Genomic DNA, 21,700 nt, shown 5'->3' on the forward strand with positions numbered 1-21,700 from the left:
GGTCCCGAGGGCTTCGTCTCTGGCGAAGCCCCGGGCCTCGTTTCTAAGGAACCAGTACGGTTGCCGACGCCTGCGCCGCGATGCCTTCGCCGCGCCCGGTGAAGCCCAGCCGCTCGGTGGTGGTCGCCTTGACCGAGATCCGCCCGATCTCGACCTTGAGCAGGTCGGCCAGGCGTTGGCGCATCACCTCCGAGTACGGCCCGATCTTGGGCCGCTCGCAGATCAGGGTGACGTCCGCGTTCACCAGGACCCCGCCGCGGGCGGCGATGCGTTCGCCGGCATGGACCAGGAAGCGGGCGCTGTCGGCGTCCTTCCAGGTGTTCTCGCTGGGTGGGAAGTGGCGGCCGATATCGCCCTCCGCGAGGGCTCCGTAGATCGCGTCGCAGAGCGCATGGATGCCGACATCCGCGTCGGAATGGCCGGCCAGCCCGCGCTCGAACGGCACCGTGATGCCGCAGAGGATCAGTGGGCGTCCTGCCTCGAAGGCATGGACGTCGAAGCCGCTGCCAGTGCGCGGCAGCAGGGCGGGTCCGATCAACCGCTCCAGTCGCATCAGATCCTCCTCGTAGGTGAGCTTGATATTGTCCTCGCTGCCGGCGACCAGCGCGACCAAGTGGCCGGCCTGCTCGAGCAGGGCCGAATCGTCGGTAGCCCCCAGGGCACTGCTTCTGGCGGCCGCCCGGTGCAGGTCGAGGAGCAGGTCGAAGCGGAACCCCTGCGGGGTCTGGGCGCGAAACAGCTCGTCCCGGCGCACGGTCTCGACGACCGCACCGTCACGGGCGCGCTTCAGCGTATCTGCGACCGCGACGCCCGGTATGGCCCCGACATGGGTGGCAAGCGCCGCGATCACCCGCTCGATCAACGAAGCCGGGACGTAGGGGCGGGCGCCGTCATGGACCAGCACCAGCTCCGGCCGCAGATGCACCGGCAGCGCGGCGAGGGCCTCGAGCCCGATCAGCACGCTTTCCTGTCGGGTGCTGCCGCCCGGGATCGCTTCGGCAACCGACAGGCCGTGCAGCGCATCGGCGAGCAGCCCCGCGTCGCCGACCGGCTGGAGGTAGGACACATGCGGAAGCAGGGCTTCGGCGGCGTGACGAATGACGGGCCGGCGGCCGAGCGCAACGAATTGCTTCGGCGTGCCGGTGCCGTATCGGCGTCCGTTTCCGGCGGCAAGGAGGAGGGCGGCTATACGCATGGCGGAGGAATGCGGTGGGGGGCCGCTTTGGTCAATATGGCGTCCGCATCCACGGGGCCGTCCGTGGTCCGGAAGGTGTCCGCAGCGTGTGTCGCGCCGTGAGAGGAACGATTGCACCGATACGTCCCTGAGCGTATTTTGCCCAAATCATGGGCACTCCAAATGAATCCGGGTCGGATGACTGCATCGCACGCACCGTTTCTGCATCGGCTGTGGCCAGTGGCGGCGTGTGGCCGGTGAGCGAACGCGGGGACAGTCTGCTGAAGCCGATAGACCTGGGCGGCGTCGTCATCGAGACGCCGGTGATTCTGGCGCCGATGTCCGGCGTGACCGATTTGCCGTTCCGCCGGCTGGCACGATCGCTTGGTGCCGGGCTGGTGGTGTCGGAGATGATCGCCTCCTGGGCGATGGTGCACGAGAACTCCGCCACGCTGCGCATGGCCGAGACGCTCGACGAGGGCCCGAATGCGGTGCAGCTCGCCGGCTGCGAGCCGGAGGCGATGGCTCAGGCGGCACGGATCGCGGTCGATCTGGGCGCCAACATCATCGACATCAATTTCGGGTGCCCGGCGAAGAAAGTCGCCGTCGGACAGCAGGCCGGCTCGGCGCTGATGCGTGACGAGATCCTGGCGGCACGGCTGCTTGAGGCGACTGTAAAGGCAGTGGATGTACCCGTGACGCTGAAGATGCGGATGGGATGGGACCATGCCAGCCTGAACGCGCCGCGGCTGGCGGTGATCGCGCAGGAGTGCGGCATCAGGATGGTCAGCGTGCATGGGCGCACGCGCCAGCAATTCTATACCGGTCACGCCGACTGGAACTTCGTGCGCCAGGTCAAGGAGAGCGTTCGCCTGCCGGTGATCGTGAATGGCGACATCCTGACGCTGGAGGATGCGCGCGAGGCGCTGCGCCAGTCCGGTGCCGATGGCGTGATGATCGGCCGCGGCTGCTATGGCCGACCCTGGTTTCCGGCCCAGGTCGCACAGGCGCTCACCACCGGCCGCGTGGTGCCCGATCCGGACCTGGCGGCCGAAAAGGCGATCGTGCTGCAGCACTACCAGGCGATGCTCAGCCATTTCGGCACCTATCCCGGGCTTCGGCTCGCCCGCAAACATGTGTCCTGGTATTCGGCGGCGCTGCCGCAGTCGGCCCAGTTCCGCGCCGCCTTCAACCGGATCGAGGATACCGTCGAGGCGGTCGCGGCGATCGAGGCCTTCTACGATCGCCAGATCGCCGCCGGCGCCGGACGCGACCGGCGCGAGCCGAGCTTGCAGGATCTGGCCGCATGAGGACCACCACCTTCAAGGCGTCGAGCACCGTGGCCGTCGCGCACCGTGCAGCGTCAAGGCCGGCGACGGCCACGCTGGCACCGGACGCGGCGGCGATACTGGATTGCCTGCCGGTGCCGGTGCTGATGCTCGATGGCTCGGACAGCATCCGGTATGCCAACAGCGCCGCGGAACCGTTTTTCGGCATGTCCAAATCGCAGCTGCGATTGCTCGGCATGGCGGACCTGCTGCCCGGCGACCACCCGCTGTTCCAGCTGATCGAGCAGGTCAGGTCGACCGGTGCCACCATCGTCGAACACGAGTTGACCCTCGAAGGTCCGCGTCTCAGCCGGGCGGGGATTACCGTGCAAGGCGCGCCGGCCAGCGACTCTCCTGAATTCGTGCTGCTGACGCTCCATGACTCGTCCGCCGCGCGAGCGCTCGACCGGCAGATGACCTTCCGCAACGCCGCCCGCAGCGTGTCCGGCATGGCGGCGATTCTGGCGCACGAGGTCAAGAACCCGCTCTCCGGAATACGCGGCGCGGCCCAGTTGCTGGAAAGCACGGTGGTCGAGAACGACCGCGAGCTGGCGGTGCTGATCCGCGAGGAGGCCGATCGCATTCGCGCGCTGGTCGAGCGGATGGAAATGTTCAGCGAGAAGCCGATCGAGCGGCGTCCGGTCAACATCCATCGCGTGCTGGAGCATGTGCGGCTGCTGGCCCAGCGCGGGTTCGCCGCGCATATCCGCTTTATCGAGAATTACGATCCGTCGCTGCCGCCGGTCTGGGGCAATCGCGACCAGCTGGTCCAGGTGCTGCTCAACCTGGTGAAGAACGCGGCCGAGGCGATTACGGCGGATACCGGCAGCGGCGAGATCACGCTGTGCACCGCCTATCGCCATAGTGTCCGGCTGGCAGTTCCGGGTTCCGACCAGCGCATGCATCTACCCCTGATGGTGACGGTGCGCGACAGCGGGCCCGGTATTTCAGAATCGATCCGGCCGCATCTGTTCGAGCCGTTCCTGACCACCAAGGTCACCGGAACCGGCCTCGGGCTGGCGCTGGCGGCCAAGATCATCGGCGATCATGGTGGCCTGATCGAGATCGAGAGCCGCCCCGGCCGCACCGACGTCCTGCTGCACCTGCCGGTCCTGGTCGAGGACGAAGGCGAGCAGTAAAGCGGCGGCAACGTCCCATTTTCGTCGCGCGAGCGACCTTTTAAGAAGTGTCCGGTAACCCAATGACCTTGCCAACCGTTCTCGTGGCCGACGACGACCGCTCGATCAGGACCGTCCTGACGCAGGCACTCGGGCGGTCGGGATACCAGGTGCGTACGACCGGCAATGCCGCGACCCTCTGGCGCTGGGTCGAGGATGGGGAGGGCGATCTGGTCATCACCGACGTGGTGATGCCGGACGAGAACGGCCTGGACCTGATCCCGCGGATCAAGCGGATCCGGCCAGAGCTGCGGATCGTGGTGATGAGCGCGCAATCGACACTGATGACCGCGGTGAAGGCGGCCCAGCGCGGCGCATTCGAGTATCTGCCCAAGCCGTTCGACCTGAAGGAGCTGCTGTCGGTCGTCGGACGCGCGCTCGCGGCCCCACAGCCGCCATCGGTGGATACCAGCCTCCCGCCCGACTCCGACGAGCGCATGCCGCTGATCGGCCGGTCGGGCGCGATGCAGGACATCTACCGGATCATCGCACGCCTCACGACCGCCGACCTGACCGTGATGATCAGCGGCGAGAGCGGCACCGGCAAGGAGCTGGTGGCGCGCGCCCTGCACGATTACGGCCGCCGTCGCGGCGGTCCGTTCGTCGCCATCAACATGGCGGCGATCCCGCGCGAGTTGATCGAGAGCGAGTTGTTCGGGCATGAGCGCGGCGCCTTCACCGGCGCTACCAATCGCAACCAGGGCCGCTTCGAGCAGGCTGCGGGCGGCACCCTGTTCCTCGACGAGATCGGCGACATGCCGCCAGAGGCACAGACGCGCCTGCTGCGGGTGCTGCAGGAAGGCGAGTTCACCACTGTTGGCGGGCGGCAACCGATCAAGGCGAACGTACGCATCATCGCCGCGACCCATCGCGACCTCCGCCAGCTTATCCGGACAGGCGCATTCCGCGAGGATCTGTTCTACCGGCTGAACGTGGTGCCGATCCGGCTGCCGCCGCTGCGTGAGCGCGCCGAGGACATCGCCACCCTGGCCCGGCACTTCCTGGACAAGGTGCAGCAGAGCGGCCTGCCGGCGAAGAGCCTTTCCGACGAGGCGATCGAGCGGCTGCAGTCGCATCGCTGGCCCGGCAATGTCCGCGAGCTCGAGAACCTGATGCGCCGGCTGGCGGCCCTGTATCCGCAGGAAGTGATCAGCGGCGATGTCATCAGCATCGAGCTCGAGGAGAACTCGATGCACAACGACCCGGCGGTGACCTCCAACGAGCAGGAGAAACTGGCCTCGGCGGTCGAGCGGCACATCCGCCAGTACCTGGCGGCGAGCCATGACGGCATGCCGATGCGCGACATCTACGACCGGGTGATCGCCGAGGTGGAGCGGCCGTTGATCCAGATGACCCTGGCCTCGACCAAGGGCAACCAGATCAAGGCGGCCGCGATGCTCGGGCTCAATCGCAACACGCTGCGCAAGAAGATCAGGGATCTGGAGATCCCGGTCGTGCGCGGCATTGGCTGAGGAACGACCGGGCGCCGTGACGACATTGTTTTCGCGCAGCTGGCACGCCGGGCCACGCCTGGTCGATATCCTGCTCGGAAAGGTGGCGACACTGACCATCGCGGCGACGGCCCTGGCCCTGGGCGTCGCCACCTTCGCGGTCCTGTCGCGGGGCATGTCCCTGACCCACCGGCCGCATGTCGAGGTCGGGCTGTTCATCTGCAACCTGGTGGCGCTGCTGCTGCTGGCGGCCGCACTCGTGGTGCGGCTGGCACGGGTGGCGTCCGACCGGCGGAGCGGGCTCGCCGGCGCCAAGCTGCATGTGCGGCTGGTGATGCTGTTCAGCGTCGTGGCGGTCGCGCCAACCATCGTGGTCGGCGTGTTCGCCGGCGTGTTCTTCCATCTGGGGATCCAGATCTGGTTCAGCGACCGGGTCCGCACGGCGCTCGACGAGGCGGTGGCCGCCAGCCAGGGCTACCTGCAGGAGCACAACAACAACATCCGGGCCGATGCGATCGCGATGGCGAACGATCTCGGGCAGGCCGGGGAACTGCAATATATCGACCCGCGGACGCTGGGGCAGGTCCTGGTCGACGAGAAGAACTCGCGCAGTCTCAACGAGGCCGCCATCTACGACCCGCACACCAACCAGGTGGTGGTATCGGCCGGACTGCTGGGCGGCCTCGGCGTCGCGGTGCCGCCGGCCGCGGCGACCATGCTGGCCCGGTCAGGCGACGTGGCGATCCTCGATAGTCCGGACGGCCAGACCGTGAGTGCGGTGATCGGGATCGGCGAGGCGCCCAACCCGGCGCTGATGCTGGTGATTTCCCGGCCGGTCGACTCCGTCATTCTCGAGCACATGCACCACACCCAGAGCGTGGTGGCCGACTACAACCGGCTCGACAAGAACCGGTCCGTGCTGCAGATCACCTTCATCATGATCTTCGCGCTGGTGGCACTGCTGGTGCTGGCGGCGGCGGTGCTGTTCGGCCTGGTGCTTGCCAACCAGATCGCCCGGCCGGTCGGACTGCTGATCCTGGCGGCCGAACGGGTGCGCGGCGGTGACCTCGCGGTCAGGGTCCCGGAAGCCGATCGCGACGACGAGGTTGCCGGGCTGTCGCGTGCCTTCAACCGGATGACCGACCAGCTCTCGTCGCAGCGGCGCGAACTCATGTCCGCGTACAGCCAGATCAACGAGCGGCGGCGCTTCACCGAGGCGGTGCTGTCCGGGGTGTCGGCCGGGGTGATCGGCCTGGATGCCGACCAGCGTGTCGAGCTGCCCAACCTGACAGCGAGTGCCTTGCTGGAGACCGAACTCATGGACGCGGTCGGGCACCGGCTTGCGGATATCGTCCCCGAGTTCGCCGCGCTGCTGACCCTGGCCGCCGCGCAGCCGGAGCGGGCGCAGACGGCGGAAGTACAGCACGGCGCGCTGTCGAGCCGGCGAACGCTGCTGGTGCGGATCGGCCCGGAGATGCGCGGCGCGGTGACCGAGGGCTACGTGGTGACGTTCGACGACATCACCGAGCTGCAGTCGGCGCAGCGGAAGGCCGCATGGGCCGATGTGGCACGGCGGATCGCGCACGAGATCAAGAACCCGCTGACCCCGATCCAGTTGTCGGCCGAGCGGCTGAAGCGGCGGTTCCTGCGCGAAATCGCTTCCGACCCGGACACATTCAGCCAGTGCGTCGACACCATCGTTCGACAGGTGGGGGACATCGGCCGAATGGTGGACGAGTTCTCCGCCTTTGCGCGGATGCCGCAGCCGATGATTCGGCCGGAAGACCTGTCCCGAATCGTCCGGGAGACATTGATCCTGCAGAAGAGCGCACATCCGGAAATCGCCTTCATCACCAGCCTGCCCGATCGCGGCCCGACCATCGCCTGTGACCGGCGCCTGATTGGCCAGGCCCTGACCAACCTGCTTCAGAATGCGGCCGACGGCATCGCGATGCGGCCCAGGCTTGCCGCGCCGGATGCGGGCGAGCCCGGCTTGGACGAGCCGGCCGCAAAAATCCCCGATGGTGCAGCGGGAAGCCAATTTGCAACGCGTCCCGGAGCTCCTGCGAGCAATGCGGCGTCCGGGAATTTCGGAACGATCTGGCTAAGTCTGGAGGCGCACGGACGCGACATCTGGATCTCGGTGGCCGACGACGGTGTCGGATTGCCGACCGAGGAGCGCGCGCGCCTGACCGAGCCCTATGTGACCCATAAGCCCAAAGGTACCGGGCTAGGGCTTGCTATCGTCAAAAAGATCATGGAGGACCATGGAGGTTCCATCATGCTGGACGATCGGGGCAGTGGAACAGGAGCGGTTGCGACATTGATATTGCCGGTGAAATCTTCCGATGGCGCATGAGATTCTAATCGTCGACGACGAGCCGGACATCCGGCTCTTGCTCGAAGGTATCCTTCGGGACGAAGGCTATGAAACCAGGCTCGCCGCCGACTCCGATCAGGCGATCGCTGCCTTCAGGGCCAGAAGGCCGTCCCTGGTGATCCTCGACATCTGGCTGCAGGGCTCCCGGCTCGACGGACTCGGCATCCTGCAGGCGATGCAGGGCGAGGAGCCGGCGGTACCGACCATCATGATTTCGGGTCACGGGACCATCGAGACCGCCGTCGCCGCCCTCCAGCACGGCGCCTACGACTTCATCGAGAAGCCGTTCCAGTCGGACCGGTTGCTGGTGGTGGTGCGTCGTGCACTCGAGGCAGCCCGGCTCTCGCGCGAGAACGCCGAGCTGCGATTGCGGGCCGGGCCGGAGAGCACCCTGCATGGCGAGAGTGCCGCGATCGTGGCGGTGCGCGCGCAGATCGATCGCGTGGCACCAACCGGGTCGCGTGTGCTGATCAGCGGCGCCGCCGGGTCGGGCAAGGAGGTCGCAGCCCGGATGATCCACGCGCGCTCGCGCCGGGCGGACGGGCCGTTCGTGGCGCTGAACTGCGCGACGCTGGCGCCGGTGCGGTTCGAGGAAGAGCTGTTCGGGATCGAGGGCTCGGCGGACGGGCAGGGCGCGGTACGACGGACCGGGCTGCTGGAGCGTGCGCATGGTGGCACGTTGCTGCTCGACGAGGTCGCCGACATGCCGGTCGAGACCCAGGGAAAGATCGTCAGGGCGCTGCAGGACCAGACCTTCGAGCGGCTTGGCGGGGCGACCCGCGTCAAGGTCGATGTGCGGGTGCTGGCCACCACGAACCGCGACCTGCAGGCCGAAATCGCTGCCGGACGGTTCCGGGAAGACCTCTATTATCGGCTGGCGGTGGTGCCCTTGCGGGTGCCGAGCCTGCGCGAGCGACGCGAGGACATTCCCGACCTGGCACGGCTGTTCCTGACCCGCTCGGCGGAAGCGGCCGGCCTGCCGATGCGCGAGCTTTCGGCGGACGCGCTTGCGGCCTTGCAGAGCTACGAATGGCCAGGCAATTCGCGCGAGCTCCGCAACCTGATGGATTGGCTGCTCATCATGGTGCCGGGTGGGTCTGAAACCATCCGTGCCGAGATGCTGCCTCCGACGATCGGGCAAGGGGCACCGGCCTTGCTGAAGTTCGATCCGGCGGCGGACGTGATGGGCCTGCCATTGCGCGAGGCGCGCGACCTGTTCGAGACGCAGTATCTGCAGGCGCAGCTGCTCCGTTTCGGCGGCAACATCAGCCGCACGGCAGGCTTCGTCGGTATGGAGCGGAGTGCGCTGCATCGCAAGCTGAAGCAGCTCGGGGTCAACTCCGAGGACCGCATTCCAGGCTGAGGGATGGATTTTGCGGTCCGTGCGACTGGCTGCTAAATAGCCCATAACTGGTCGCTCGTTCGCGTCGCGTCGCGCCGTGGCTGCTGCCGGAACAATAAGAAAAAAGGGCTTTAGCGATGGCTAAGGACAACTCGCAGAACGTGCAGGACGTATTTCTCAATCACGTCCGTCGTTCCAAGACTCCGGTGACGATTTTCCTGGTCAACGGCGTCAAGCTCCAGGGGATCATCACCTGGTTCGATAACTTCTCGGTCCTGTTGCGTCGGGATGGGCACACCCAGCTCGTCTACAAGCACGCCATCAGCACCGTGATGCCGGCGGCGCCGATCGCCTTGTTCGATCAGAACAAGGTCGAGGGTGGCGTTGCCGTTCCCGCCGGCGCCGAGACCGAGCAGGAAGTGGCGCTGATGAAAAGCATCGTCTGACGGTGACGTCCTCGGAAGCCGCTTCCCGACCGACCCGCGCCGCGGTCATTCTGCCTTGGGAGCGTCATGATCGGCAGGTCGACCCGGGATCGGTTCCGGGCGGTGTCGATCACAGAACCGGCGATACCAAGGGTTACCAGACCAGGGCGGCAGAAGCCCGTCTCGAGGAAGCGGTCGGACTGGCAGCCTCGATCGGGCTGGTCATCGTGCGCCAGGCGGTGCTGCCGATCCGGATGCGGAAGCCGGCCACCCTGCTCGGAAGCGGGCAGGTGGAGGCGCTGAAGGAAGCCGTCGAGGCGGACGAGGTGACCGTCACCATCATCGATGCGCGGCTGAGCCCGGTGCAGCAGCGCAATCTTGAACGGGCACTCGGCTGCAAGGTCATCGACCGGACCGGGCTGATCCTGGACATCTTCGGCGAGCGTGCAGCGACGCGTGAGGGCTCGCTGCAGGTCGAACTGGCGCATCTGGAATACCAGCGCAGCCGCCTGGTCAGGTCATGGACCCATCTCGAACGGCAGCGGGGCGGCTTTGGCTTTCTCGGCGGCCCGGGCGAGACGCAGATCGAGGCCGATCGCCGGCTGATCACCGACCGGATCGTCAGGCTGAAGCGCGACCTGGACCAGGTCAGGCGCACGCGTGGCCTGCACCGCGATGCACGCAAGAGGGTACCGTTCCCCATCGTCGCCCTGGTCGGATACACGAATGCCGGCAAGTCGACGCTGTTCAACGCGCTGACCGGTGCCGCCGTGCATGCGCAGGACCAGCTGTTCGCGACGCTGGACCCGACCATGCGCGGGCTGCAACTGCCGTCCGGCCGGCGGGTCATCCTGTCCGACACGGTCGGGTTCATCAGCGATCTGCCGACCGAACTGGTCGCCGCGTTCCGCGCCACGCTCGAGGAGGTGGCGGAAGCCGACATCATCCTGCACGTGCGCGACGTGGCACATCCGGACAGCGTGGCGCAGCGCGGCGACGTGATCGGGGTGCTGGACGGCATGGTGCGCGACGAGACGCTCGACCCGGAGTGGCCGGGCCGGGTGATCGAGGTGATGAACAAGGCGGACCTGCTGACGGAGCTCGACGTCGTGCCGATGCGCGACGGTGCGGAGATCATCTCCGCGATCACCGGCGAGGGGCTGGATCATCTGCGCGCCTCGATCGACCAGCGCATGATCAAGTCCATGGAGCAGGCGCAATACCGGGTCGCGGTTCAGGATGGCGCGGCGCTGGCGTGGCTCTACGCGCATAGCGAAGTGATCGAGCGAGCGGACAGCGAGGAAACGATCTCGCTGACGGTGCGGCTGCTGCCGGCCGACAAGGCGCGGTTCGATCGCCAGCAGGCCGAAGCGAAAGCCTGAAGCCTAGCTGCGCTCGGACGCCTTCACCGCCTGCCAGCCGGCTTCCATTTCGACCAGGCTGGTCTCGTGCATGGATTTTCCGGTGCTCTCGACGATCTGTTCCATCGCGTTGAAACGGCGCTGGAACTTGTCGTTGGCGTGGCGCAGGCAGGCCTCGGGATCGAGGTGGAGCTTGCGGGCGAGGCTCGCCATGGTGAACAGGATGTCGCCGAATTCGTCCTGCAGTCGCGCCGGATCGGCATCCTCGAGTTCCGCCCGGAACTCGGCGATTTCCTCATCGAGCTTGACGAGAACCCGGGTCGCATCGGGCCAGTCGAACCCGACCCGGGCAGCCCGGCTGGTGAGCTTCATGGCGCGCAGCAGGGCAGGGAGCCCAATGGCCACTCCAGCCAGCGCACCATGTTCCTGGCGGGCGTGCCGCTCGATCTCCTTGTTATTTTCCCAGATCGCCTTGACCCCGGCGGCGCCGAGCGAGGCATCGTCGAAGACATGCGGGTGCCGACGGACCATCTTGTCCGCGACCAGCCGGGCGATCGTCTCGAAGTCGAACCGGCCGGCTTCCTCTGCCATCCGGGCGTAGTAGACGATCTGGAGCAGCAGGTCGCCGAGCTCGTCGGGCAGGCCGTCCCAGTCGCGCCGGGTGATCGCATCGACGACCTCATAGGCTTCCTCGATCGTGTAGGGCGCGATGCTGTCGAAATTCTGCACCTGGTCCCATGCGCATCCGGTCGTCGGATCACGGAGGGTAACCATGATTGCGAGCAGCCGGTCGAGCTCGGAAGAGGCCGTCATTCGCAGGTGCTCATGGTGATCCTTTGGCGTGTGGGCGGGGTCCCGGCGGGCGGCGGTGCCGCGATGGTAGACGGTGACGCTGTCCGCCTCCAGTAGCCCCCACACTCATTGTTGCAACCCGGTAGAAATGTCCGCTTCTGCGCCGGATAGAAATGTCCTCTCGCCCGGTTTGGCCCTGACGGAGCCGGAGGCGACAGAGGGGCCAAACCGGGCGGTTTGACCCCGCAACGGCGGAAACTTTTGCCAGCAGGGCTTGGTTCAAATCCCGCGAGGTCGGCCTCGCTTGCGACCGTTCGAGACATAGCCAATCTTTTCACTGTTGGTCTTGATCCGTGGTGCGGGACGAGGCTCCGCCTGCAGCTCCTGCACAAAGACCAGTGCCTCGGTCAGCCGCTTATTATCGACAATTGCCGTGTGCGTGACCCGCTGGTCCTTGTCGAACGCCAAGTATGGCAAGGCGACGCCGTTGCAGCGGATCTCCAATCGACCGCCACCAAAGTCGAACAACTCGACGTATTTGCCTGGCAGCGTCTCGGACAGCGCATTGCGTTCGAGGATCAACAGCTTGCGCTGCCATGAGATTTGCAATTGCTGGCCGACATGTCGTAGCTCGCGTTTGCACAGGATGTCGCTGAGGCGGGAGAGGGTGACCTTGAGCGGCCGGTGCAGGTTGTCGGGCCGGGCAGGAGGCACAGCAAAGCGTCCATTGAACCGCTCGATAAATCCTGGCAGGAAGCCGTTGCCATCCTCGATCGTCGTGATCCCTTCAAGCTGCAGCTCCTTGACCAGCCGGTCTTGCAGGGTCCGGTTCGCTCGCTCAACGCGGCCTTTGGCTTGCGACGAATTGGCGCAGAGGATTTCGACATTCAGCTCGGCCAGTGCTCGGCCGAATTGCGTCATGCCATCGCCGCGCATCGCATCGAGCTTTGCGACGCGGAAGACCGTGTGCTTGTCTGAGTAGAATGCTACCGGGCAGCCGTGCTCGATCAGGTAATCCTGCAGCGTTTCGAAGTAGGTCTGGGTACTCTCGCTGGGCACGAACCGCAGCTGCATCAGCCGGCTGGTGGCGTCGTCTATAAATACCAGCAGCGTGCACATTGGATGGTCTGGACCGAACCAGCGGTGCTCGGAACCGTCGATCTGTATGAGCTCTCCGAAATGCTCGCGTCGCGGCCGGTTCTGGTGGAAGCTGCGGCGCTGAGCACGGGTCAGCCAGAGACCGTCGGCACGCATCCAGCAGCGCAGCGTCTCCCGTGGCACCGACAGCTTGTGCCGATCCGCCAGCATCTCCGAGGCCAACGTCGGTCCATAGCCTTGGTAGAGCGACCGGACCAGTCGCAATGCCTCCGTCCGGTGCTCGGTCGGCCGGCGATGGTTCGAGGGTCGGCTGCGATGGCCATGCGCGAGTGAGGCGGCGCCCTCCGTGCGGTAGCGCTCAACCAGCCGGCGCATGTGTCGGGTCGTTAGGCCAAGCAGCGCCGCTCCGGAAGCCACGCTGCGCTCGCCGTCGGTGATCTCGGCCAATACGCCCACGCGATGCAGTTCTTGTCCGCTCATCAGCACCAACCCCATGGCCGGTCTCCGAAATCCTCACCATGAGCGCAGGCAAGTGGTCGGGGACATTTCTATCGGGCTCATTGCGGACATTCTAATCGGGCGCTTACACTCATACACCGCATAATAGATATTATGCCAACTCGGATGTGCTAGTGGGTTGGACAGCGGCTTCGAGCGCAGTCTACATCATACCGGTGGAAATCCATTTGTTCGACAAATCCCGAGCCGGTCCGGCCACGCGGTTGTTGGCGGCCCGGTTGCCGCTGGCGATCTTTGCCGGCCTGGTCTGCCTCTGGCCGGTGATCATGCATGGCGGCTGGCCCTACAACCATGACGGGTTACGCGCGTTGCTTCGCATCGTTGAGGAAGCTGGCCAGTGGCAGGCCGGACATCCGTTGCCGCTATGGTCGAACGTATTCCAGCAGGCATACGGGTCGCCGGCGCCGATCCTGTATCACAAGCTGTTCAGCGCTGTCGGCGCCTGTATCTGGCTGCTGACGGGTTCGCCGCAGACGACCCTGTGCCTGACGCTGCTCCTGTTCATGGTGATCGGCTTCATCGGGACCGGCTTCGCGCTCCGAATGCTCGCGGGGCGGCCTGTGCTCGCGGTGGAGGCCCTGAGCGGCTGGGTACTGCTCTCTTGCAACTATTCGACGACCGACTGGCTCTCTCGCGGCGCAATGGCGGAGTTCGCCGCCTTGTGCCTGCTGCCATACCTGTTCGCCTGGTGCATCGTGCTGCTCCAGCACGGGCGATGCAGCCGCTGGATCGGCCCTCTCATGGCGCTGCTCTGGCTCGCCCATTCCGGCATCGCGCTCTACTGCATTATTCCACTTGGCCTGTGCACCACAGTTGCGGCGGTCAGGCACGGACGCGCGCTTCAAAACGCAATCCGGCCACTGTTCCAGGCGATCGCGATCTTCGCGGTCCTGATCCTGCCGTTCGTGCTGGCGGCCTTGCCGATGCTGGCTTTCGCGGACACGCCGTTCCTGATTCTGCATTACCGCCCGCAGTTTACCCATGCGCAATTCCATCGGCTGTTCGCCGATCCGGACTGGCATTGGGGAGACCACAGCGAAGGCATGACGGTGCAGATCGATCCGTTGCTGCTGGCCGTCGCGGCGGCGTTGGCCCTGGTCATCGTCGTCAGGCCACGGCTTCACTGGCCGGCCTTGTTCCTGTTGCTGACGGCGGTGCTGGTCGTGCTGCTCCAGCTCAGGGCCGCGGTGCCGCTCTATGCTGTCATTCCTGGCTTCGCCTACATCCAGTTCACCTGGCGGCTGCTGTGCTTCCTGAGCGTCGCGCTGTCGATCGGGCTCGGTGTCGTTCTCGTTGCAGTGCTCGACGATAGGAATGGAAGCCCGCGATCCCTGCCCGCTCCAGTCATCGCTGGCCTGGTCTGCCTTGCCATGGTGTCCGGTCTCGGAAAGCCCCGTGCGCCCGGGCCCACCGAGAAATGGTTCTCGAAGGCCGACATGACGCTCGGCGGCCAGGGCATCCCGACCAGCGGAGTGTCCATGGAAGCACCGGAGTATCTACCGAGGGTGCCCGGTGGGCCGCAGGAGTTCGGCGTGCTCTGGCAATCCGCACGCCGCTCGGGGCTGTGCACGGCGACATTGCTGGGCGATCCAAATCGCGAGGCCGCCGAACTTCACTTTCGAAATGACTGTTCAGCAGATGCCGAGATTGCCCTGCCGGTGTTTCTCGCCCCCGGCATGCGCGCGAGCCATGACGCAGTATCTGTGGCGATGGTCCGTGGCTGCGACGACCCAAGGGTTCGGCTTCGGCCTGGCGCAGCGCGCGTTATCAACCTGCAGATGCCGGGGTTTTTCACGGCGCTGCAGGATTGGTGGCATGGCCAGGCCAGCGAGCGCCGGTGCGAGACCTGATCAGGGACCGGTGCGTGCCGGAGACGCCAGGTGCGTTGCCAGCACGGTCTGGGTCTGGCGATCGATCTCCAGCAGCTTGACCTCGTAGCCCCACAGGTCGGCGAGTTGGCGCAGGGTAGCACGCGCATCCTTCTCGTCCAGCAGATGGCCCGGGCTGGTGAGGTGCTGCAGCTTGAGGCAGCGATCGCCCGACAGGTCGACGTCCACGACCTCGATGTCGAGATAGAAATTTCCCGGATCGTAGGACTGCGCCACGCTTCGCCTTATGTCGCGATAGCCTTGCGGGTTGTGGATCGCATCGACCAGCAGATACGGTTTCTCCGCGTCGTCGTGCAGGCGGAACAGCTTGAACTGCCTCATGACCGCAGGCGACATGAACTGCTGGATGAAGCTCTCGTCGCGATATTCCGCCCATGCGTGCTTCAATGTGCCGAGCGCATCGCCATTGCCGGCGATATCGGGAAACCAGGCACGATCCTCTTCCGTCGGCGCTTCGCAGGTGCGCGCGATGTCAGTCATCATCGCATAGCCGAGCGCATAGGGATTGAAGTTGGGACCGCCGCCGGTGTCGAAGCCGGGCTGGCTGATCACGTTGGTGGTGGAATGGATGGTTTCCATGAACGCAGCGTCGTCGATCCGGCCCTGCTCGTGCAGGCGCGACATGATGCGGTAATGCACCCAGGTGGCACATCCCTCGTTCATCATCTTGGCTTGCGGCTGCGGATAGAAATACTGCGCGATCAGCCGGACGATCCGGATGATTTCCCGCTCCCAGGGTGCCAGCCGCTGACCGTTCTTCTCGATGAAATAAAGCAGGTTTTCCTCAGGCAGGCCGAGCCGCCGCCTCCGTTCGGCTGCATTGTCGAGACCCTTTTCCGCCTTAGATCCGGGCACTGTTCGCCACAGATCGTTGAACACACGGTCCTCGTGCTCGCGCCGCTCGCGATCGCGCTGTTGCTCGCCCTTGAGGTCCATCGGCCTCGCGCCGCTGTGACGGTGCACGCCCTGGTTCTGCAGCGCATGTGCGGCGTCGAGAATGCGCTCGACCGCGCGAACACCGTGACGTTCCTCACAACGCGCGATATAGCCGCGGGCGAACTCGAGATAGTCGAGGATGCCGGACGGCTCGGTCCACTCCCTGAACAGGCGGTTGTTCTTGAAGAAATGGTTGTGCCCGAATGCTGCGTGCGCAATCACCAGGGCCTGCATCGTGGCGCTGTTTTCCTCCATCAGGTAGCTGATGCAGGGATCGGAGTTGATCACCACCTCGTAGGCTAACCCCATCAGGCCGCGCTTGTAGGCGTTCTCGTGTCCGACGAAGCGCTTGCCGAACGACCAGTGCTTATAGATCAGCGGCATGCCGTGCGACGTATAGACGTCCAGCATCTGCTCGGAGGTAATGACCTCGATGCGGTTGGCATAAACATCGAGCTCGAGTTCATCGATGGCGATCCGTTCGATTGCATCGTAGGAGTTGCGCAGCGTGTCGAAGTTCCAGTCCGAGCCGCTATAGAGCAGTCCCGGGGACGAGCCCCCTCGCCTGCCCGACTGCCCGGTCTCGATCACATCCAGAGGGCTCATCCTAGGCTGCTCCTGCTCTGGTTCATGCGGTTTCCGGACGTCGCGCGAACAGGTCGCGAAACACCGGGAAGATGTCCCGTTTCTCGGAGACCTGCCGCATCGTCAGCCGATCGTTGGTCTCCGCCACGGCCTTGTAGCCACGCCACAGATCGGTCTCGCCGCGTATGACCGCACCGGAGCCGACAATCTCGATGTAGGCGTAATACTGCACCAAGGGCAGGATCTGTTCGCGCAGCAGCACGCAGGATCTCGGCGTATCCACGTTCGAATTGTCGCCGTCCGAGGCCTGCGCCACGTAGATGTTCCAGGTGTCGGCCGGATGGCGCGCCTTCTGCACCCGGAGCATCTCCACCAAAGCGGACGACACGATGGTACCGCCGGTGCGCGGATCGTGAAAGAACGTGTCCTCGTCGACTTCCTCGGCCACTTCGGCATGCCGGATGAACACGAGGTCGACGCGCTTGTAGCGCCGTTCGAGAAACACATGCAGCAGCAGGAAGAACTGCTTGGCCAAGTCCTTCATGCGCTCGGTCATCGAGCCGGATACGTCCATCAGGCAGAACATGACCGCACGGGTCGAGGGCGTCGGCGTCGTGGTGAAGCGCCGGTAGCGGAGATCGACCGGATCGATCCATGGCACGCGGTTCATCCGCCGGAGCGACACCTGCAGCTCCAGCTTCAGCTCCGCCAGGGCGTCGAGGTCGGAAGGCTCGAGAGGCTCGCGCTCCTCGAGTTCGCTTATGAGCGCTTCAAGCTCCAGCACCCGCTCGGTCTTAGGGCGCCGCAGGCCGATGCGGCGTGCCATCGAATGGCGCATCGTCCGGCCAAGATCCAGTTGCGACGGAGATCCGTCGTTGCTCAACCCGGACCGGGTGATGCTGGTGGTGTCGGTGGTGGCGATCTGGCGCTTCACCAGGTCCGGAAGCTCGAGGTCGTCGAAGAACACGTCCAGGAACTCGTCACGGCTCAGAACGAACCGGAAGCTGTCCTCGCCGCCGCCTTCCTCGCCGCCCTCACCCGGCCCGCCGCCGCCACGGCCGGCACCGCCTGGCGGCCGTTGCAGACGGTCACCGGGCGAGAACACCTTGTTCCCGGACAGCACGATGCTGCGCGCACCGCTGGAAAAGACCCGGTGCAGGCTAGGTTCATGCAAGGCGTCCGAGGGGATCGAGATGGCGCCTCCCTTCCCGACCTCCCGAAGCTTGCCCGAGGCTACCGCATCGCGTGCGGCACGCTGCACGGCATCACGAGCCCTGATGAGCACGCGTTGCCGGTTTTCGAGGTTCTTCCCATGCGGGTTGGGACGCCGGTCAATGATATCCACGCGGTTCAGGCCATCCGATCTTCAGGCTGACTGCTTGACGCGCATGTACCACTCCACGAGGCGGCGAACCTGCCGCTCGGTGTAGCCGCGCGCTACCATGCGCTCGACGAACTGGCCATGCTTGCTCTCGGTATCGCCATCCTTCTTGGACCCGAAACTGATCACCGGGAGCAGGTCCTCGACCTGGCTGAACATCCTCTTTTCGATAACGTCGCGAATTTTCTCGTACGAGGTCCACGATGGATTGAGCCCGCCTTTCTGGGCACGCGACCGCAGGGAGAATTTCACCACCTCGTTACGGAAATCCTTCGGGTTGGCAATCCCGGCCGGCTTCTCGATCTTCGTGAGTTCGGCGTTGAGCAGGTCGCGGCTCAGCATCTGCCCTGTGTCCGGGTCTTTGAAGTCCTGGTCCTCGATCCAGGCATCGGCGTAGTCGAGATAACGGTCGAACAGGTTCTGCCCGTAATCGTGGTAGCTCTCAAGGTAGGCCTTCTGGATCTCGTTGCCGACGAACTCGGCGTAGCGGCCGGCAAGTTCGGATTTCAGGGCCGCAAGATACGATGCCTCGATTTCCGCGGGAAACTGCTCGCGCTTGATTGCCTGCTCCAGCACATACATCAGATGCACCGGATCGGCGGCGATCTCGGTCGGATCGTGGTTGAAGGTCGCCGACAGAACCTTGAACGCGAACCGGGTGGAGATCCCGTCCATGCCCTCGTCGACGCCGGCGGCATCGCGATATTCCTGCATGGTCTTCGCTTTCGGATCGGTCTCGCGAATATTCTCGCCGTCGTAGATGCGCATCTTCGCATATTGCGATGAGTTCGGATGAAGCTTGAGGCGTGACAGCACGGCGAACTTGGCCAGCATCTCGAACGTGTTCGGGGCGCACGGCGCATCGCCGAGTGCCGAGCCGCTGATCAGTTTTTCATAGATGCGGGCTTCTTCCATTGCGCGCAGGCAATAGGGCACCTTGATCACGCAGACGCGGTCGAGGAAGGCCTCGTTGGTCCGGTTATTCCGGAAGGTCTGCCACTCCGCCTCGTTCGAATGCGCCAGGATCATGCCGGTGAAGGGGATCGAGCCGATATTCTCGGTGCCGACATAGTTGCCCTCCTGCGTCGCGGTGAGCAGCGGATGCAGCATCTTGATCGGCGCCTTGAACATCTCGACGAACTCGAGAATGCCCTGGTTGGCCCGGTTGAGGCCGCCCGAGAAACCGTACGCGTCCGGGTCGTTCTGGCTGTGGCTTTCGAGTTGCCGGATATCGACCTTGCCGACGAGAGCTGAAACATCCTGGTTGTTGTCGTCGCCGGGCTCGGTCTTGGCGATCGCGATCTGGCGCAGCTTCGATGGATGCAGCTTCACCACCCGGAAGCGGGAAATGTCGCCGTCGAACTCTTCGAGCCGCTTCAACGCCCACGGGCTCGCAATGCCGGTCAGCACGCGCTTGGGGATGCCGTAGCGTTGCAGCAGGCTCGGCCCCATGCGGTCGACATCGAACAGCCCCAGCGGACTCTCGAACACCGGGCTGAGTTGCTTGCCCGCCTTCAGCACAAAGATCGGCTCCCGTTCCATCAACGATTTCAGCCGTTCACCGAGTGACGATTTTCCGCCGCCGACCGGGCCGAGCAGATAAAGGATCTGCTTGCGCTCCTCGAGTCCCTGCGCTGCATGCCTGAAAAATCCGACGATGCGCTCGACGGTTTCTTCCATGCCGTGGAAATCCGAGAATGCGGGATAGGTCCTGATCGTGCGGTTCATGAACACCCGGGCTAGCCGCGCGTCCTTCGAGGTGTCGATCGTTTCCGGTTCACCGATGGTCTTGAGCATCCGTTCGGCTGCTGTCGCATAGCAGGACGGGTCGCTCAGGCAGAGTTCGAGATATTCGCCGAGGCTCATCTCGGTTTCACGACGTTCGTCGCGCATCGTTGTCGCCAGGGTGAAGACGTCGTCGAGCGGTGCCATGGCGATAATCCCTCGGGTAAGCGTGGGTCTGGTCAGTCCGATCACGAAGCGGCGTCAAAAACGGGTTTTGCTGACGACTGCCGGCTTTCGATCAGGTTCCTCCCTGTTCTAGACCTCGGCGGATGAGGAGCTGGGGCGCCAGCTTCTTCCGTCCAGGGCCTGTTGGTTTGGTATCTTGGCATTCCGGCGAACGGATGTGCCGCCGTCCTGATGGAAGGCTATCGCTGCGCAAGCGCGCGATTCAACTAAAATTGCAGAAGTGTTGCGCACAACCTCTGGAAGTGAACCCTTTGGACACACCACCATGCCATGCCGAAAGCGGCATCTCCGGCCTCGCCGGCGAACGGCTAGAGGGTCAGGATCAGTCCGTCGTGAGCGGCTTCGATGCCGGGCGGCAGGCTGTCACGCATCCATGCCCAGTCCATGTCGGTGCCCATGTGCGTCAGCACCGTCCGCTTGATCCCGAGCTCCTGCGACCAGAGCCTGACCAGGTCGAGGCTGGCATGGGCGGGATGCGGAGCGCGCTGGAAGCAGTCGACGATCCAGGTCCGGCTGCCGGCGATTACCCGCTTCGCGGCATCGTCCAGCGCCACGACGTCGGTCGAGTAGGTGAAGTCGCCGACTCGGAAGCCGAGAGTGGTCCCGCTTCCGTGCACCTGCTCGAACAGGTCCAGCCGCAATCCCTCGATCTCCACCGCCTGACCGGCGACGATGACGCGCGGAAGCAGGACCGGCCGATAGAAGCTTGGCGGCGTCCAGGGCCTGAAGGCATAGGCGAAGCGGTCGGAGATCTCGGCGAGCACCGGGGCGGTGCCGAACACCTGCAAAGGGCGGCCCAGGTTCCGGTTCAGGCTGCGGACGTCGTCCAGTCCGGCGACGTGATCCGCATGCGCGTGCGTATAGAAGATCGCCTCGACCCGTCCGATGCCGTTCGCCAGCAGCTGGTTCCGGAGGTCGGGGGACGTGTCGACCAGCACACGCCGCCCGTCATCGCCCTCGACGACGATCGAGGACCGGCTGCGACGGTTCCGCGATTCCAGGGGGTCGCACACGCCCCAGTCGCCGCGCCCATCCTCGCCGCCGATCATCGGCACGGCGGCAGAGCCACCGCATCCGAGCACCACCACGCGCACGACTAGGTTGCCCGGCTGAACAGGCGGCGGAAATTGGCGGTGGTCAGCGCCGCGACGTCTGCCTCGCTGACGCCGCGCTCCGTGGCCAGCATCGATGCCGTGTGGGCGACGAAGGATGGCTCGTTGCGCTTGCCGCGCCGTGGCACCGGGGCCAGGAACGGCGCATCGGTCTCGACCAGCAACCGGTCGGCCGGAATCGTGCGGGCGATCACTCGCAGCGCTACGGATTTCGGGAAGGTCAGGATACCCGAGAAGCTGATGAAGCCGCCCAATGCGATGGCTGCCTCCGCCAAAGCCGCGCCCGAACTGAAGCAATGCAGCACGAACCGGAACGGGCCGCCCGAGGCATGTTCCTCGCGCAGGATGGCGGCGACATCCTCGTCCGCATCACGCGCATGAATGACCAGCGGCAGGTCGGCGAGCCGTGCGGCCCGCAGATGCACACGGAAGCTCTCCTGCTGGAGTGGGCGAACTTCGGGGCCGCCATGGAAGTAGTCGAGGCCGGTCTCGCCGATGCCGACCACCTCGGGCGCCGCGGCCATCGATGCCAGATCATCCGCCGACGGAAGAATTTCCTCCGATACATGGTCCGGATGGGTGCCGATGGTACACCAGACGGCAAGGTCCGGACGCGCATGCCGCGCCAGGCCCCGGTTGACCGGTGCTGCCGACAACCGGGTGCCGATAGTCACCAATCCGGAGAGGCCCGCCGACCGGGCGCGGTCCAGCAGGCCGGGAAGCTCCTCATCGGTGAAATGATCGAGGTGGCAGTGGCTGTCGATGAGCATCTTCGGTT

The 21,700-nt window shown here is 65.2% G+C and carries 16 protein-coding genes; 8 read left to right on the forward strand and 8 right to left on the reverse strand.

All coding sequences use genetic code 11. From position 1 onward, the window contains the following. Positions 1-43: 43 nt before the first annotated feature. Positions 44-1,195 (reverse strand): bifunctional 2-C-methyl-D-erythritol 4-phosphate cytidylyltransferase/2-C-methyl-D-erythritol 2,4-cyclodiphosphate synthase, encoded by a 1,152-nt coding sequence (locus HN018_RS10610; protein WP_171837276.1) that lies wholly within the window; start codon positions 1,193-1,195, stop codon positions 44-46. A 236-nt stretch (positions 1,196-1,431) separates the two neighbouring features. Here HN018_RS10610 and dusB point away from each other — a divergent pair, with 236 nt between their 5' ends. From dusB to hflX, 7 genes are all read left to right on the forward strand, one after another. Continuing rightward, the gene (dusB, locus tag HN018_RS10615) at positions 1,432-2,484 is read left to right on the forward strand and encodes a tRNA dihydrouridine synthase DusB (RefSeq protein ID WP_408886775.1); all 1,053 of its coding nucleotides are present in this window, start codon (positions 1,432-1,434) and stop codon (positions 2,482-2,484) included. Further along, complete coding sequence (locus HN018_RS10620; protein WP_171837278.1) at positions 2,481-3,641, forward strand: two-component system sensor histidine kinase NtrB; 1,161 nt, start codon at positions 2,481-2,483, stop codon at positions 3,639-3,641. The genes dusB and HN018_RS10620 overlap by 4 nt, the downstream gene beginning before the upstream one ends. A gap of 62 nt (positions 3,642-3,703) precedes the next feature. Next, the gene (gene ntrC, locus HN018_RS10625) at positions 3,704-5,152 is read left to right on the forward strand and encodes a nitrogen regulation protein NR(I) (RefSeq protein ID WP_171837279.1); all 1,449 of its coding nucleotides are present in this window, start codon (positions 3,704-3,706) and stop codon (positions 5,150-5,152) included. A gap of 25 nt (positions 5,153-5,177) precedes the next feature. After that, positions 5,178-7,490 (forward strand): sensor histidine kinase NtrY-like, encoded by a 2,313-nt coding sequence (locus HN018_RS10630; protein WP_408886795.1) that lies wholly within the window; start codon positions 5,178-5,180, stop codon positions 7,488-7,490. Then, positions 7,480-8,874 carry a nitrogen assimilation response regulator NtrX gene (ntrX, locus tag HN018_RS10635; protein WP_171837280.1) on the forward strand — a complete coding sequence of 465 codons (1,395 nt, stop codon included), beginning with the start codon at positions 7,480-7,482 and terminating at the stop codon, positions 8,872-8,874. Before HN018_RS10630 ends, ntrX begins: the two co-directional genes overlap by 11 nt. A gap of 116 nt (positions 8,875-8,990) precedes the next feature. Then, on the forward strand, positions 8,991-9,299 hold the full coding sequence (hfq, locus tag HN018_RS10640) for an RNA chaperone Hfq (protein WP_171837281.1): 309 nt from the start codon (positions 8,991-8,993) through the stop codon (positions 9,297-9,299). Between the two features lie 2 nt (positions 9,300-9,301). Continuing rightward, positions 9,302-10,660 carry a GTPase HflX gene (gene hflX, locus HN018_RS10645; RefSeq protein ID WP_171837282.1) on the forward strand — a complete coding sequence of 453 codons (1,359 nt, stop codon included), beginning with the start codon at positions 9,302-9,304 and terminating at the stop codon, positions 10,658-10,660. A 3-nt stretch (positions 10,661-10,663) separates the two neighbouring features. Here the strand turns inward: hflX and mazG are convergent, their stop codons facing one another. Both mazG and HN018_RS10655 read right to left on the reverse strand, forming a co-directional pair. Then, positions 10,664-11,452 carry a nucleoside triphosphate pyrophosphohydrolase gene (gene mazG, locus HN018_RS10650; protein ID WP_171837283.1) on the reverse strand — a complete coding sequence of 263 codons (789 nt, stop codon included), beginning with the start codon at positions 11,450-11,452 and terminating at the stop codon, positions 10,664-10,666. A gap of 258 nt (positions 11,453-11,710) precedes the next feature. Next, positions 11,711-13,009 carry an ISNCY family transposase gene (locus HN018_RS10655; RefSeq protein ID WP_204259724.1) on the reverse strand — a complete coding sequence of 433 codons (1,299 nt, stop codon included), beginning with the start codon at positions 13,007-13,009 and terminating at the stop codon, positions 11,711-11,713. Positions 13,010-13,215: 206 nt separating this feature from the next. Between HN018_RS10655 and HN018_RS10660 the strand changes: the two genes are divergently transcribed. Beyond that, the gene (locus HN018_RS10660) at positions 13,216-14,898 is read left to right on the forward strand and encodes a hypothetical protein (protein ID WP_171835383.1); all 1,683 of its coding nucleotides are present in this window, start codon (positions 13,216-13,218) and stop codon (positions 14,896-14,898) included. Here the strand turns inward: HN018_RS10660 and HN018_RS10665 are convergent, their stop codons facing one another. The 5 genes from HN018_RS10665 to HN018_RS10685 all read right to left on the reverse strand — a co-directional run bounded on the left by HN018_RS10665 (position 14,899) and on the right by HN018_RS10685 (position 21,692). Then, positions 14,899-16,479 carry a SpoVR family protein gene (locus HN018_RS10665; protein ID WP_171835384.1) on the reverse strand — a complete coding sequence of 527 codons (1,581 nt, stop codon included), beginning with the start codon at positions 16,477-16,479 and terminating at the stop codon, positions 14,899-14,901. 22 nt (positions 16,480-16,501) lie between these two features. Then, complete coding sequence (locus HN018_RS10670; protein WP_171835385.1) at positions 16,502-17,803, reverse strand: YeaH/YhbH family protein; 1,302 nt, start codon at positions 17,801-17,803, stop codon at positions 16,502-16,504. A gap of 21 nt (positions 17,804-17,824) precedes the next feature. Next, the gene (locus HN018_RS10675; protein WP_171835386.1) at positions 17,825-19,771 is read right to left on the reverse strand and encodes a PrkA family serine protein kinase; all 1,947 of its coding nucleotides are present in this window, start codon (positions 19,769-19,771) and stop codon (positions 17,825-17,827) included. A 347-nt stretch (positions 19,772-20,118) separates the two neighbouring features. Beyond that, on the reverse strand, positions 20,119-20,904 hold the full coding sequence (locus tag HN018_RS10680; RefSeq protein ID WP_171835387.1) for an MBL fold metallo-hydrolase: 786 nt from the start codon (positions 20,902-20,904) through the stop codon (positions 20,119-20,121). Between the two features lie 2 nt (positions 20,905-20,906). Beyond that, positions 20,907-21,692 carry a TatD family hydrolase gene (locus tag HN018_RS10685; protein ID WP_239479207.1) on the reverse strand — a complete coding sequence of 262 codons (786 nt, stop codon included), beginning with the start codon at positions 21,690-21,692 and terminating at the stop codon, positions 20,907-20,909. Positions 21,693-21,700: the final 8 nt, after the last annotated feature.

It is taken from the genome of Lichenicola cladoniae, assembly GCF_013201075.1.
Taxonomy (GTDB): Bacteria; Pseudomonadota; Alphaproteobacteria; order Acetobacterales; family Acetobacteraceae; genus Lichenicola; species Lichenicola cladoniae.

Coding starts and splice junctions, on each gene's coding strand:
- mazG (WP_171837283.1), bottom strand. CDS start 11,452: ATGACGGCCTCTTCCGAGCTCGACCGGCTGCTCGCAATCATGGTTACC.
- ntrC (WP_171837279.1), top strand. CDS start 3,704: ATGACCTTGCCAACCGTTCTCGTGGCCGACGACGACCGCTCGATCAGG.
- HN018_RS10675 (WP_171835386.1), bottom strand. CDS start 19,771: ATGGCACCGCTCGACGACGTCTTCACCCTGGCGACAACGATGCGCGAC.
- ntrX (WP_171837280.1), top strand. CDS start 7,480: ATGGCGCATGAGATTCTAATCGTCGACGACGAGCCGGACATCCGGCTC.
- hfq (WP_171837281.1), top strand. CDS start 8,991: ATGGCTAAGGACAACTCGCAGAACGTGCAGGACGTATTTCTCAATCAC.
- HN018_RS10655 (WP_204259724.1), bottom strand. CDS start 13,009: ATGAGCGGACAAGAACTGCATCGCGTGGGCGTATTGGCCGAGATCACC.
- HN018_RS10685 (WP_239479207.1), bottom strand. CDS start 21,692: ATGCTCATCGACAGCCACTGCCACCTCGATCATTTCACCGATGAGGAG.
- HN018_RS10665 (WP_171835384.1), bottom strand. CDS start 16,479: ATGAGCCCTCTGGATGTGATCGAGACCGGGCAGTCGGGCAGGCGAGGG.
- HN018_RS10610 (WP_171837276.1), bottom strand. CDS start 1,195: ATGCGTATAGCCGCCCTCCTCCTTGCCGCCGGAAACGGACGCCGATAC.
- HN018_RS10620 (WP_171837278.1), top strand. CDS start 2,481: ATGAGGACCACCACCTTCAAGGCGTCGAGCACCGTGGCCGTCGCGCAC.